Origin of the sequence: Streptomyces sp. NPDC002209, assembly GCF_042890265.1 — a bacterium.
Taxonomy (GTDB): Bacteria; Actinomycetota; Actinomycetes; order Streptomycetales; family Streptomycetaceae; genus Streptomyces.
Genome location: NZ_JBIARX010000011.1, coordinates 197,846 through 210,176, shown reverse-complemented (window position 1 = coordinate 210,176; position 12,331 = coordinate 197,846). Strand labels below are relative to the sequence as shown.

Sequence of the window (12,331 nt, the reverse complement as noted above, 5' to 3'; positions counted from 1 at the left end):
GGACGGGCCGACCCGCTTCCCGGGCCGTCCGGGAGCCCCCGTACGCTCGGCGCCATGGACGTACTCATCAATGTCTTCGTGGGCCTGCACGTCATCGGCATCGCCGCCCTCCTGGGCGGCTTCCTGACCCAGATGAAGGCGATGAGCGCCGGCACCGCCCGCTTCGTGCCCGCGATGCTGCACGGCGCACTGACGATGCTCGTCACCGGCGTCCTGCTGGTCGGCTTCCGCGAGATGGACGGCGGCCACGTCAACAACATCAAGATCGGCGTGAAGCTCGCCGTCCTCTTCGTGGTCCTCGCCCTCGTCTACGTGAAGCGGGACGAGGAGCGGGTGGAGAAGGCGCTGTTCGGCGCGGTCGGCGGACTGACCGTGGTCAATATCTTCATCGCCGTCCTCTGGCGCTGATCCACGAGCGCCACATCCGGTCGCATCGGGTCACGTCAGGGCACTTGCGATCATCTCGTCATCCGACCGTTACCTTCAGGTCTAGCGTCCTCCTCCAAGCACCGAGCTCCCGAGCGAGGAAGGACGTGAGGCCCTCGTGGCCAGTCACCGAAAGCCCAGGCAGCGCCCGCTCCACCCGCTCTCCCGCGGCACCGTGCGGACCGCCGCGACGCTCGCCCTCGCGGGCGCTGCCACCGCCACCGCCTTCGAAGGCACCTCGCAGGCCGACCCCCAGCAGACGCCCTCCCAGGTGAAGTCGGAGGTGGACCGGCTCTACGAGGAGGCCGAGGCGGCGACCGAGCGGTACAACGGGGCGAAGGAGAAGGCCGACGAGGCGCAGCGCGCGCTCGACGGGCTGCGCGACGAGACCGCCCGCAAGACCGACCGGCTCAACACCGCCCGCATGGCGCTCGGCTCCCTGGCCGCCGGCCAGTACCGCAGCGGCGGCCTGGGGCCCGCCATGCAGCTGGCGCTGGCCGCGGACCCGCAGGAGTACCTGGACCGGGCCTCGTTCCTCACCCGGACCGGCGACCGCAGCGCCGCCGAGATCTCCTCGGTACGGCGCCAGCTCGACGAGGTCGGGCAGCTCAGGGACCAGGCCGCCGGACGGCTCGCCGACCTGCGCGCCCGCGAGGGCGAACTCGCCGGGCACAAGGCCACCGTCGAGGGCAAGCTCGCCGCCGCCAAGCGGCTGCTGGCCAAGCTCACCGCCGAGGAGCGGGCCGCGTACGAGGACCGGTCGGCCGGCGGGGCCCCGGCCGGTCCGAGCGCCACGCCCCCGCCGGCGCCTGCCGACGGTACGCGCGCCGCCCGCGCGGTGGCCTTCGCGTACGGGGCGATCGGCAAGCCGTACGTGTGGGGCGCGACGGGACCGGGCTCGTTCGACTGCTCCGGGCTGACCCAGGCGGCCTGGCGCTCGGCCGGGGTCTCCCTCCCGCGCACCACCTACACGCAGATCAACGCCGGACAGCGCGTCGCGCGCGATCAGCTGGCCCCCGGGGACCTGGTGTTCTTCTACTCCGGGGTCACCCACGTCGGCCTGTACATCGGCAACGGCCAGATGATCCACGCCCCCCGTCCCGGCTCGACGGTCCGCGTGGCCCCGATCGACTCGATGCCCTGGGCCGGCGCCTCCCGCCCGGCATGAGCGATCGCGCGGCGTGAGGATCGCCCGGCGGGCGGGGGCCTACGGCGCCTTGACCTGCGTGCTCAGCCAGCCGAAGGTCTGCGGGATCTGCTTCGACCACGAGTCGAGGTTGTGGCCGCCGACCACCTTCTCCGCGTGCACCGTGGTCGGGTTCTGCGCGATGGCCTTGAGGTCGGTGCCGGACAGGTAGCCGTCCTGCTCGGCCCCCGACATCCACAGCGCGACCACCGGCGGCGTGGGCGCGGCCTTGAGCAGGGCCTTCAGGTTGTGGGTGCGCCGCATCTCCGGGTCCTGGGCGACCAGCGAGGTGGGCTCCTGGCCCGGATCGTTGTATCCGGACAGGGAGACGGCCGCGCTGTAGCGGTCGGGGTGCAGGATGCCCAGCTTGGCGGCGCAGTACGCGCCCGCCGAGTAGCCGGCCACGCCCCAGGTGCGGGCCTCGTCCGACGCCCGGAAGTTGTCGGTGACCATCTTGCGGACGTCGACGCTGAACCAGCTGTCCGCGTTGACCTTGCCGGGGATGTTCGCGCAGCCGGTGTCGCCGTTGCCCAGCAGCATGGCGCGCGGCGAGACCAGGATGAACGGCTGCACCTTGCCGCTCTTCATCAGCGGCTCCAGCACCTCGTGCGCCTTGAGCCCCTGGAACCAGGACTTGCCCGTCCCCGGTATGCCCGGGATCAGCTCGACCACGGGGAACTTCTTGTTCTTGAACGCCGGGTCGTCGTACTGCGGCGGGAGCCACACCATGACCTCGCCCTTGACCCCGGAGATCTTGCCGTTGAGCTCGGTCTTCTTGACCTGGCCGCCGAGGCCGTCGACCGGCTGGAAGTCCTGGTGGACCTTCGGCTCGGCCTTGACCTCGGTGGCCTTCTTCCCGCCGAGCCCGTCCGGGCCCAGGTCGGGGGCGGCGGTGACGTACTTGCCGGTGCCGAGCAGATCGCCCCAGGAGTTGTAGAAGGTCTCCTGCCGGTTCACCGCGATGAACACCAGCGCAACGGCGGTGACCTGGGCGAACACCACCATCAGGGCACGGGTCGACACGCGTACGACGGCGGGACCGCGCACCTTGCTCCACACGGCCAGCGGCAGGACGACGGCGATCGCCGTGAGGGCGATCGCCGTCGCGAAGAGGGGGATCCCGGTCAAGCTCATCACGCCACCCAAGAGGGCCGCGTGACACCGCGCGGTTGCCCCCGCCGCCTGCGGCGTGGGTCACACGCGATCAGACCAGACGGCGCGCCGTCGCCCAGCGGGTCAGCTCGTGCCGGTTGGAGAGCTGGAGCTTCCTGAGCACCGCCGAGACGTGCGATTCGACGGTCTTCACCGAGATGAAGAGCTGCTTGGCGATCTCCTTGTACGCGTACCCGCGCGCGATCAGCCGCAGCACCTCGCGCTCGCGCTGCGTGAGGCGGTCCAGGTCCTCGTCGACCGGCGGCGCGTCCGTCGAGGCGAACGCGTCGAGCACGAAGCCCGCGAGCCGCGGAGAGAACACCGCGTCGCCCTCCTGCACCCGGAAGATCGAGTCCACCAGGTCCGTCCCGGTGATGGTCTTGGTGACGTACCCGCGCGCGCCGCCCCGGATGACCCCGATGACGTCCTCGGCCGCGTCCGACACCGACAGGGCCAGGAACCGCACCGGGTCCTCGGCCGCCGACATCAGCGGGGCGCAGCGCCGCAGCACCTCGACCCCGCCGCCGCCGGGCAGGTGCACGTCGAGCAGGACCACCTCGGGCCGGGTGGCGGTGATGACGGTGACGGCCTGGTCGACGTCGGCCGCCTCGCCGACGACCTCGACGCCGGTCCGGGCGGTCTCGCCGATCTCGGCCTGCACGCCCGTACGGAACATCCGGTGGTCGTCGACGAGCACCACCCGAACGTTCCTGGCCACTCCCCCGCTGCCGGTCTCTTCGGTCATGCTGCGTTCGCCGCCCTCTCCATCTCCAGCTCGACTTCCGTGCCGCCGTCGGGCGCGGACCGCAGCCGTGCGGTCCCGCCGTTGCGCTGCATCCGGCCGATGATCGATTCTCGTACGCCCATGCGGTCGTCCGGTACCGCGTCGATGTCGAAGCCCGGTCCGCGGTCCCGTACGGACACGAACACCGTCTGCCCCTCCACCTCGGCGTACACCTGCACCGGCCCTCCCTCGCCACCGTACTTGGCGGCGTTGACCATCGCCTCGCGCGCGGCCTGGATCTGTGCGGCGAGCTTCTCGTCCAGCGGGCAGTCGCCGACCACGACGACCTCGATCGGGACCCCGTGGTGGTCCTCCACCTCGGCGGCCGTCTTCTTGACGGCCTCCGCGAGGGTGGTCGGCTCCTCGGCCTCGTCCTTGCCGGTTCCCTCCGGCTTGTAGAGCCAGTTCCGCAGCTCCCGCTCCTGGGCCCGGGCGAGGCGGCGCACCTCGCCGACGTCCTCCGCGTTGCGCTGGATCAGGGTGAGCGTGTGCAGCACCGAGTCGTGCACGTGGGCGGCGACCTCGGCGCGCTCCTGGGCGCGGATGCGCATGAGGCGTTCCTCGGAGAGGTCCTGGGTCATCCGGATCAGCCAGGGCCCGGCCAGCAGGGCGATGCCGACGAGGACGGCGAGGGCCGCGGTCAGCACGTTGCCGAGCTGCGCCGCCGAGCCGCGTACGACGATGAAGACGGTCAGGCCCACGCCGACCAGCGCGACGCCGGCGAACCCGCGGGCCATCTGCAGGAGGCGGGCGTTGCGCCCGCCGGCGGCGCCCCAGTGGGCGCGGCGGGCGTTGTCGGCCTGCCGCCATACGAGGACCACACCGGCGCCGACCAGCAGCGTCGGCCACACGTAGCGCCCGGACGCGCCCCCGACCTGGACCTTGGCGATGAAGATCCCGGCGCCGATGCACAGGGCGATGAGCGCGGTGATCTGCCCCTTGTCGGGCTTGCGCAGGCGCCGGGTGCCGTCGGGGAGGGTCTCGAAGAATGAGCGGTGGCCGGTGCGCCCGCCGACGCCCAGCGGTACGAAGACCCAGAACGCGGCGTAGAGCAGTACGCCCAGCCCGTCGCCCCACATGAACAGGCCGAGGAAGGCGAGCCGTACCCAGATGACGGGCAGCCCGAGGTGCCCGGCGAGACCGCGCGCGACACCGCCGAGCATCCGGCCGTCGGCGCTGCGGTAGAGCCTGCGCTGCGACGGTTCGTCGGCTTCTGCTGCGTGCGGGGGACGGGGGGCGGCGGAAACGGGCATGTTCCTGATGGTCACACGCGCGCGCCGCGCGGGGCATCAGGGCATCCCCCCAGTTCTGTAGGGGGGATATCAGGGTTGTGCCAGGGTCGGGCCCGGTGCCGCGGGGCGCGGCGGCCCGTCACCATGGATCCATGACCAAGCACGACTCCCCGCCGTCGCCGGCGGCTGCCGGCGCGACACCGCCGCCGGGCGCCGCCGAACGGCCGCCCCTGCGCCGCAGCAAGCGCGACAAGGTCCTCGCGGGCGTGTGCGGCGGCCTCGGCCGGTATTTCGACCTGGACCCGGCGATCTTCCGGATCGTGCTCGGCGTCCTCGCGGTCACCGGCGGCGTCGGCCTGATCTTCTACGGCTTCGCCTGGCTGCTGCTGCCGGTGGAGGGCGAGGACGACAGCGAGGCGAAGAAGCTGCTGACGGGCCGGGTCGAGGGCGCCACCCTGGCCGCGGTGTTCGCGGCCCTGGTCGGCTGTGCGCTGTTCCTGTCGATGCTGGACAACGGCGGGCTGGCCGTCTTCTCCGTGCTGGTCATCCTGGCCCTCGGCGGTGCCTCGTACTGGTCGCAGCGCCGCCGCGCCGCCGCCCCTCCCGAGGCGGAGCCCCAGGCGGCCCACCGCCCGGGCCCGCCGGAGACCCAGGCTCCGCCCGTGCCCGGCGCCCCGTCCTGGTGGCGGGACCCGCTGGTCAAGGACGGCACCACCGGCCCCGTCGGGACCACCGGATACCTGTGGGGCCCGGACGACTCCGCCGAGGCCGCGGCGGACACCGCGGGCGGCAAGGCCTCGGCGGCGCCCGAGCGGGCCGCAGCCCCGAGAGCGCCACGGGGCGGCATCGGCGGCCGGGTGTTCGTCCTGGCCCTGCTGGCCGGGGGCGCCGCCACGGCCTCGGTCTGGCAGGGCAGCACCCTCTCGCACGCCCTGCAGATCGGGCTCGCCTCGGCCCTGGCGGTCTTCGGTCTCGGCCTCGCGGTCAGCTCGGTCAAGGGGCGCACCGGCTTCGGCACCGTCCTGCTCGCGATGATCACCGCCGGGCTGCTCGCCGGGGCATCCGCGCTGCCCCGCGAGATCGGCACCGACTGGAAGGCCGTGGCATGGCGGCCGGCCGCGGTGGCCGACGTCAAACCCCTGTACGCGGCGGGCACCGGGCTGGCCACGCTGGACCTGAGCCGGCTGGACGTGCCGAAGGGCACCACGCTGTCCGTGCGGGCCACGGCGCAGGCGGGCCGGCTCAAGGTGATCGTGCCCCGCGAGGTCACCGCGCAGGCCGACGTCTCGGTGAAGCTGGGCGACATCAGGCTGCCCGGGGACACGAGCCAGGACGTACGCATCAAGAGCGGCGGCGAGACCCAGCAGGCGACCCTCAGGCCGCCCGCCGGCACCGAGGCCGGGGGAACGATCGAGCTGCACCTGAACGCGGGTGTGGGACAGGTGGAGGTGGCCCGTGCGGCGTCATGAGTTCCAGCCCGGACGGCTGCTGGCCGGCCTGGTCCTGGTGGCCGCGGGCGTGCTGTACCTGCTCGACGCGACCGGGGAGGCGGACCTGCCCTGGTTCCTGGTCATCCCGATGACCATGGGCGGGCTCTGCCTCGCCGCGCTGGTCGGGGTGGTGACCTACGCCGTACGCCGGGACCGGCGCGACCGGATCACCGAGTCCAGCGACAGGTAGGGCGCACCGGCCAGGATCAGCGGGATCCAGGCCATCAGGTAGATCAGGTCGTTGCCGTAGTAGTACGGGGTCACCTGCCAGGACACCGTGAGCCACAGGCTGAGCGAGATCAGCGCTCCGCCGGTGGCCGCGATCCGGGTCAGCAGGCCGGCCAGGACGCCCAGGCCCACCAGGAGCTCCCCGACGGCGAGCACCACGGCGAAGCCGACGGGCGAGAGCAGGGCCCAGTCCACCAGGGCGGGGATCGCGGAGGTGTCGCGCACGCCATGCATCAGCTCGCCGATGGAGCCGGGGCCGGAGGCGGACAGGAACGCGGAGTCGGTCAGCTTGTCCAGGCCCGCGTAGACGAAGGTCACGCCGAGGAAGATCCGCAGCGGCAGCAGGGCGTACCGGGCGGCCTGTTCCCGCAGTCCGGTGGGGCCGGGGGAAGGGACATCAGTTCGGGTCACGCCCCATGTGTACCCCGATCACTCGGCCACGTCGATGGTGCAGCGGTTGGATTCCACTCCGGCGGCCGTGACCACCTGGACCTCGATGCGCCCGGGTTCCACTTCCGCCGGGACCGGCACCGTCAGGACCGAGTCCGAGGGGTTGGTGAACCCGCCCGCGACCGGCACCAGCGGCACGTGCACGTGCACCGCCCCGACCCGTACGACCAGCCGGGCCAGCATCTCCGGCGTCTGCGCCCCCGGCGGTACGAAGCCCACGCCGCGGATCTCGATGTCGTCGCCCGGCCGGATGGCCGCGTCGAGGTCGCCGGGTTCCCTTCTGCGCACCACCGACAGGATCAGCGGACGGGTCACCTCCGCGTACTTCGCCGCGAGGTACACCGCCGCCGACAGCGCCACCAGCACGGCCAGCGCCCACGGCAGCCGCGGCAGCCGGTCCGGGAAGCGGGCCATCGACACCGCCGCGTAGGCCAGCACCACCGTGGAGACCAGCACGTACTGCGCGTCCGGGAAGTTCCCGCGGCCCGCGTCGTCCGTCAGCAGGTCCACCCCGCGCGGCCGGTCCGCCGGCAGCTTCTGCATCCGCTGGCCCATGATCCGTACGGTGACCACCCGGCGCACCAGCACCGCCACGGCCGAGGTCAGCGCGACCACCGCCAGCAGCGGCAGCGCCCGCCCCAGCGCCAGCCCCGCGTACAGCGCCTGCCGCTCCGGCCCGGGCGAGGAGGCCGCCAGCCGCAGCGCGGGCAGCAGCGCGGCGAACGCCGTCACCACCACCCAGGCGCTGGGCACCGCCTTCGAGGTGGACAGCCGGTTGTCCTCCCCGACCAGCGGGGCGAGCAGACCGCCGCGCACCGACTGGGCCCGGGCGGCGACCGTGAGCAGCCCGGCCAGGACCACCGCCGCGAGCAGCCCGGCCGTACGCGCGGTGGACCAGCCGGTGCCGAGCGCGGTGCCGACCTGCACCAGCAGCAGCACTCCGGCGGCGATCCACACGGCGAGCACGGCCCGCCGCGAGAACAGGTACAGCCAGGAGTTGCCGGCCTCCCGGCCCCGGTCGGCGACCGTACGGGCCGACAGGGTGAGCTCGTCGGAGACCCACTGCCGGGACGCCCCGGCCGAACGGGCCACCGCCGCCGGCAGACCCTGGCCCGCGGCGAACTCGTCCCTCTTCTCCGTGAACGCGGCGACCGCGCGGCGGTGTCCCTCGCGTGCACAGTCGTCGCAGGCGCAGGCGGCGGTATGGGTACCTCGGGACATCTCTTGGACAGCCACGTGCGTGCCGCCTCTCTGAACTACGGTGCGATGCCAGCGAATTGTGCACCACTGCGGCAGTGCTCCGGATTGCGCACGATGTCAGAGCAGGTGATTAACGGTTCATGATGTTGACGCCACCCGCCCGGCCCGGTCCCGCGTCACGGGGCGACGGTCTGCCACAGGGGCTGGTAGCTGACCCAGGCGGCGAGATCCGTGCCGAACCGCTCCCGCGCCGCGAGCGCGCTGCGGTGGTCGATCGGCACCGGCTTCCCGGCGGCCCGCGCGATCAGCTGCACCTGCGCCGCACGCTCCGCCGCGACGAACCACCAGGCCGCCGCGTCCACGGAGTCGCCGACCGTCAGCAGCCCGCGGTTGCGCAGGACCAGCGCCTTGTACGGGCCCAGGGCGCGGGCGATCCTCCCCGAGTCCTCCGGCCCCGCGAACCCGTCGAGGAGCGCGTGGTCCTCGTAGAAGGCGCAGGCCTCCTCGCTGATCGGCGCGAGCAGCTCCCCGAGCGCGGCGAGCGCCCTGCCGTACGGGGCGTGCGTGTGCACCACGGCGACCGCTTCGGGGCGGGCCCGGTGCACGGCCGCGTGCACCGCGAAGGCCAACTCGTTGACGCGTCGGCCCCCTTGTCGCACGCGTCCCTCCCCGTCGACGAGGAGCAGGTCGTCGGCGGTGAGTGCGGACAGGGCCTGCCCGAACGGGTTCACCCAGTAGCAGTCCTCGAACTCCGGGTCGCGCGCGCTGGCATGACCGGCGACGCCTTCCTCGTACCCGAGCCGCCCGAACAGCCGCAGCGCCCCGGCCAGCCGCTCCTTGCGGTACGCGCGCTCCTCGGCCGCCCCGGTGTGCACGGGCGGCATCGCGAACCGCAGCCGGTCCACGGGTACGGGTGCGGGGGCGGGTGCGGGGGCGGGCTGCTGGGCCATGGGCGCTCCTTCGACGGCTCGGCGCGGCTCGCGGCGCAAGGTACCGGCGGCTCCCGCAACAGGCCATACCAACGGCGAAGCCGCCGCTCCCGGGGGGAACGGCGGCTTCGTCACGGGCGGCGCGTGGGGACTACTCCCACTCGATGGTGCCCGGGGGCTTGCTCGTGCAGTCGAGGACCACGCGGTTCACGTCCGGCACCTCGTTGGTGATGCGGGTGGAGATCCGGGCGAGCACCTCGTACGGCATGCGCGTCCAGTCCGCGGTCATGGCGTCCTCGGAGGAGACGGGGCGCAGCACGATCGGGTGGCCGTAGGTACGGCCGTCGCCCTGGACGCCGACGCTGCGGACGTCCGCGAGCAGGACGACCGGGCACTGCCAGATCTCGCGGTCCAGGCCGGCCGCGGTCAGCTCGTGGCGGGCGATGGCGTCGGCCTCGCGCAGCAGGTCGAGGCGCTCCTTGGTGACCTCGCCGACGATGCGGATGCCGAGGCCGGGGCCCGGGAAGGGCTGGCGCTGGACGATCTCGTCGGGCAGGCCGAGCTCCTGGCCGACCATCCGGACCTCGTCCTTGAACAGCTGGCGCAGCGGCTCGACGAGCTCGAACTCGATGTCGTCGGGGAGGCCGCCCACGTTGTGGTGCGACTTGATGTTCGCGGTGCCGGTGCCGCCGCCGGACTCGACGACGTCCGGGTACAGGGTGCCCTGGACCAGGAAGGACACCGCGGGGCCGTCCTCCTGGAGGATCTCCAGCTGGGCCTGCTCGAAGACGCGGATGAACTCGCGGCCGATGATCTTCCGCTTGGTCTCCGGGTCGGAGACGCCTGCGAGCGCGCTCAGGAAGCGCTCCTGCGCGTCGACGACCTTCAGCTGCACGCCGGTGGCGGCGACGAAGTCCTTCTCGACCTGCTCGGTCTCGCCCTTGCGCATCAGACCGTGGTCGACGTACACGCAGGTCAGCTGGGAGCCGATGGCCTTCTGGACGAGGGCCGCGGCGACCGCGGAGTCCACGCCGCCGGAGAGGCCGCAGATGGCGCGCTTGTCGCCGACCTGCTCGCGGATGGCCGCGATCTGCTCCTCGACGATGTTGCCGGTGGTCCAGGTGGGCTCGAGGCCGGCGCCGCGGTAGAGGAAGTGCTCCAGCACCTGCTGGCCGTGCGTGGAGTGCATCACCTCGGGGTGGTACTGCACGCCGTACAGCTTCTTCTCGTCGTTCTCGAAGGCCGCGACCGGGACGACGTTCGTCGACGCGGTGACGGTGAAGCCCTCGGGGGCGGCGGAGCAGGCGTCGCCGTGCGACATCCACACCGACTGGTTCTCGGGGGTGCCCTCGAACAGGGTCGAGCCGGCCTTGGAGACGGCGAGCGGCGTACGGCCGTACTCGCGGGCGCCGGTGTTGTCGACGGTGCCGCCGAGGGTGGTCGCCATCAGCTGGAAGCCGTAGCACATGCCGAAGACCGGGACCCCGGACTCGAACAGGGCGCGGGCCTCGTCCAGACGCGGGGCGCCCTCCTCGTAGACGGAGGACGGGCCGCCGGAGAGGATGATCGCCTTGGGGTTCTTGGCCAGCATCTCGGCCACGGGCATCGTGCTGGGCACGATCTCGCTGTAGACCCGTGCCTCGCGGACGCGGCGGGCGATGAGCTGGGCGTACTGGGCGCCGAAGTCGACGACGAGAACCGTGTCCGGGGCGCTGTCGTGGGCGGCGGAGGGTGCTTCTGGCACGGGGCGGCCTTCCGGCGGAAGAGGTGGCTGTTTTGTCGATTCTACCGGTGGCGCAGGCCGCCACTTTGTCGCACCATCCGAGGCCCACGTCACCGTGACACCCCGCGACCCCCTCGTCACAGCGCCCGCCGCGCCTCGCTGATCACCCGCTGAGCCTCGGCGCCGTACACGGCGGACTCGCGCAGCGTGTTCCAGACCCGGAGGTGGGTGGCGACACTGTCCGCGTCATCGAGCCACAGCTCGGCGTGCCAGGTCTCCACGATCACCAGCCGCTCGTCGTACATCCAGAAGCCGGTGGCGGGCGGGATCTTCAGCGCCGCGGCGAAGGGAACGATCCCGAGCTCCACGGTGTCGAGGCCGACCACCCCGAGCAGCCGGTCCAGCTGCGCGGCGAGCACGGCGGGCGGACAGATCCGCGCATGGAGCGCGGCCTCCCACATCAGGACGTGGAAGCGCTTGGCCGGGTCGTAGAGCGCCTCTTGTCGCCGCATGCGCGAGCGGACGGCTTCTTCCGTGTCCCGGGGCGACTGCTGGAGCTCTGCGTAGCGGGTGAAGATGGACCGCGCGTAGTCGGGCGTCTGCAGGATCCCCATGATCATGGACGTCTCCCACCCCCGGAGCACGGTGGCGTCGCCGTGCGCGGCAAGGTGCGTGTCCTGTACGCGCTTGTGCCCCGAGCTCAGCTGGCGCCGCCATGAGCGGATGTGGCTCTCGAAGCCGCGCAGCCGGGCCAGCAGTTCGTCGTACGCCTCCGGATGACCCGTCTCGTCGGCCCAGGCACGCAGGTCTTCGGGGGTCGCGGTCTGCCGACCGTTCTCCAGCTTGCTCACCTTGGGCTGGGGCCAGCCGAGCCGCCGGGCCAGCGCCGCACCGGTGAGCCGGCCACCAGCGGCCGCGAGACGGAGTTCGCGCAGCCGTATGCCGAGCGCTTCCCGCGCCTGCTGATAGTCCGTGCTCACCGGTACCCGCTCATTGCCGCTACTTGGCCTGGAACACCTCGTACGGCACAGCGTAGTGCGATGCAGCATCACGCACTTGGGCGTAGCGGAGCACCTCGGCAGGTTCCGTGATCAGCTCGACGTCGACGAAGTTGTCGTCCTCGTCGAAGTTCAGCAGCGCGACCGTCCGCGAGTCGAGGATCCAGAAGTCCTCGGTGGCTTCGTCCGATGCGTAGCGGCGCCGGGTCTCCAGCCGCCACGTCACGTGCTCGAACCGCGTGAACAGCCGGTCGAACTCGTCCAGGTCGATGATGTGCGGCACGCGGTCGACCTCCTTGGGGCCGAAATCGACGAGCAGCTCACGCGGGACCACGACGGGCACTTCTCCCGGCGACAGGTGCCGGAGCTGGGCAATGTCCTCTGGGTCGGTGAGCGGTGGTCCGTGGACGATGACCTCACCGCTGTCCAAGTCCTCGTGCACCGCCGGGCACCCGTTGACCCCGCTCCCGTTGCCGTTGAACCGCAGTCGACGCGCCATGGCATTGCCCCTCTCGTACGTGGCCGGTCGGCCC

General features: G+C 72.4%; 13 protein-coding genes. 4 read left to right on the top strand and 9 right to left on the bottom strand.

Translation table 11 applies throughout. The features are described 5' to 3' along the window. Positions 1 to 54: 54 nt before the first annotated feature. Together ACFYXK_RS22940 and ACFYXK_RS22935 are read left to right on the top strand one after the other, a co-directional pair. A complete protein-coding gene (locus ACFYXK_RS22940; RefSeq protein WP_389412780.1) occupies positions 55 to 408 on the top strand; it encodes a hypothetical protein in 354 nt (117 codons plus the stop codon). A gap of 136 nt (positions 409 to 544) precedes the next feature. Further along, a complete protein-coding gene (locus tag ACFYXK_RS22935; protein ID WP_389412779.1) occupies positions 545 to 1,594 on the top strand; it encodes an NlpC/P60 family protein in 1,050 nt (349 codons plus the stop codon). Positions 1,595 to 1,633: 39 nt separating this feature from the next. On the opposite strand, the gene ACFYXK_RS22930 is transcribed toward ACFYXK_RS22935, so the two are convergent. The 3 genes from ACFYXK_RS22930 to ACFYXK_RS22920 form a co-directional block, all read right to left on the bottom strand. Continuing rightward, positions 1,634 to 2,746 (bottom strand): alpha/beta hydrolase, encoded by a 1,113-nt coding sequence (locus ACFYXK_RS22930; RefSeq protein ID WP_389412778.1) that lies wholly within the window; start codon positions 2,744 to 2,746, stop codon positions 1,634 to 1,636. Positions 2,747 to 2,816: 70 nt separating this feature from the next. Beyond that, a complete protein-coding gene (locus ACFYXK_RS22925; protein ID WP_030290583.1) occupies positions 2,817 to 3,509 on the bottom strand; it encodes a response regulator transcription factor in 693 nt (230 codons plus the stop codon). After that, positions 3,506 to 4,801 (bottom strand): PspC domain-containing protein, encoded by a 1,296-nt coding sequence (locus tag ACFYXK_RS22920; protein ID WP_389412777.1) that lies wholly within the window; start codon positions 4,799 to 4,801, stop codon positions 3,506 to 3,508. Before ACFYXK_RS22920 ends, ACFYXK_RS22925 begins: the two co-directional genes overlap by 4 nt. Before the next feature lie 131 nt (positions 4,802 to 4,932). Here ACFYXK_RS22920 and ACFYXK_RS22915 point away from each other — a divergent pair, with 131 nt between their 5' ends. Further along, on the top strand, positions 4,933 to 6,249 hold the full coding sequence (locus ACFYXK_RS22915; RefSeq protein WP_389412776.1) for a PspC domain-containing protein: 1,317 nt from the start codon (positions 4,933 to 4,935) through the stop codon (positions 6,247 to 6,249). Next, on the top strand, positions 6,236 to 6,460 hold the full coding sequence (locus ACFYXK_RS22910) for a hypothetical protein (RefSeq protein ID WP_266626340.1): 225 nt from the start codon (positions 6,236 to 6,238) through the stop codon (positions 6,458 to 6,460). Before ACFYXK_RS22915 ends, ACFYXK_RS22910 begins: the two co-directional genes overlap by 14 nt. Here ACFYXK_RS22910 and ACFYXK_RS22905 read toward each other — a convergent pair. The 6 genes from ACFYXK_RS22905 to ACFYXK_RS22880 all read right to left on the bottom strand — a co-directional run bounded on the left by ACFYXK_RS22905 (position 6,406) and on the right by ACFYXK_RS22880 (position 12,297). Continuing rightward, positions 6,406 to 6,909, bottom strand: a complete 504-nt coding sequence (locus ACFYXK_RS22905) for a DoxX family membrane protein (protein ID WP_389412775.1) — start codon at positions 6,907 to 6,909, stop codon at positions 6,406 to 6,408. The two genes, ACFYXK_RS22910 and ACFYXK_RS22905, sit on opposite strands and share 55 nt — an antisense overlap. An 18-nt stretch (positions 6,910 to 6,927) precedes the next feature. After that, the gene (locus ACFYXK_RS22900) at positions 6,928 to 8,169 is read right to left on the bottom strand and encodes a hypothetical protein (protein WP_389412807.1); all 1,242 of its coding nucleotides are present in this window, start codon (positions 8,167 to 8,169) and stop codon (positions 6,928 to 6,930) included. Positions 8,170 to 8,324: 155 nt separating this feature from the next. Then, positions 8,325 to 9,098, bottom strand: a complete 774-nt coding sequence (locus ACFYXK_RS22895; protein WP_389412774.1) for a class II aldolase/adducin family protein — start codon at positions 9,096 to 9,098, stop codon at positions 8,325 to 8,327. Positions 9,099 to 9,228: 130 nt separating this feature from the next. Next, positions 9,229 to 10,821: a glutamine-hydrolyzing GMP synthase gene (gene guaA, locus ACFYXK_RS22890; protein ID WP_389412773.1), complete on the bottom strand. Its 1,593-nt coding sequence runs from the start codon at positions 10,819 to 10,821 to the stop codon at positions 9,229 to 9,231. A 116-nt stretch (positions 10,822 to 10,937) separates the two neighbouring features. Continuing rightward, positions 10,938 to 11,780 carry a helix-turn-helix domain-containing protein gene (locus ACFYXK_RS22885; protein WP_389412772.1) on the bottom strand — a complete coding sequence of 281 codons (843 nt, stop codon included), beginning with the start codon at positions 11,778 to 11,780 and terminating at the stop codon, positions 10,938 to 10,940. A 19-nt stretch (positions 11,781 to 11,799) separates the two neighbouring features. Beyond that, the gene (locus tag ACFYXK_RS22880) at positions 11,800 to 12,297 is read right to left on the bottom strand and encodes a DUF6879 family protein (protein WP_389412771.1); all 498 of its coding nucleotides are present in this window, start codon (positions 12,295 to 12,297) and stop codon (positions 11,800 to 11,802) included. Positions 12,298 to 12,331 lie beyond the last annotated feature (34 nt).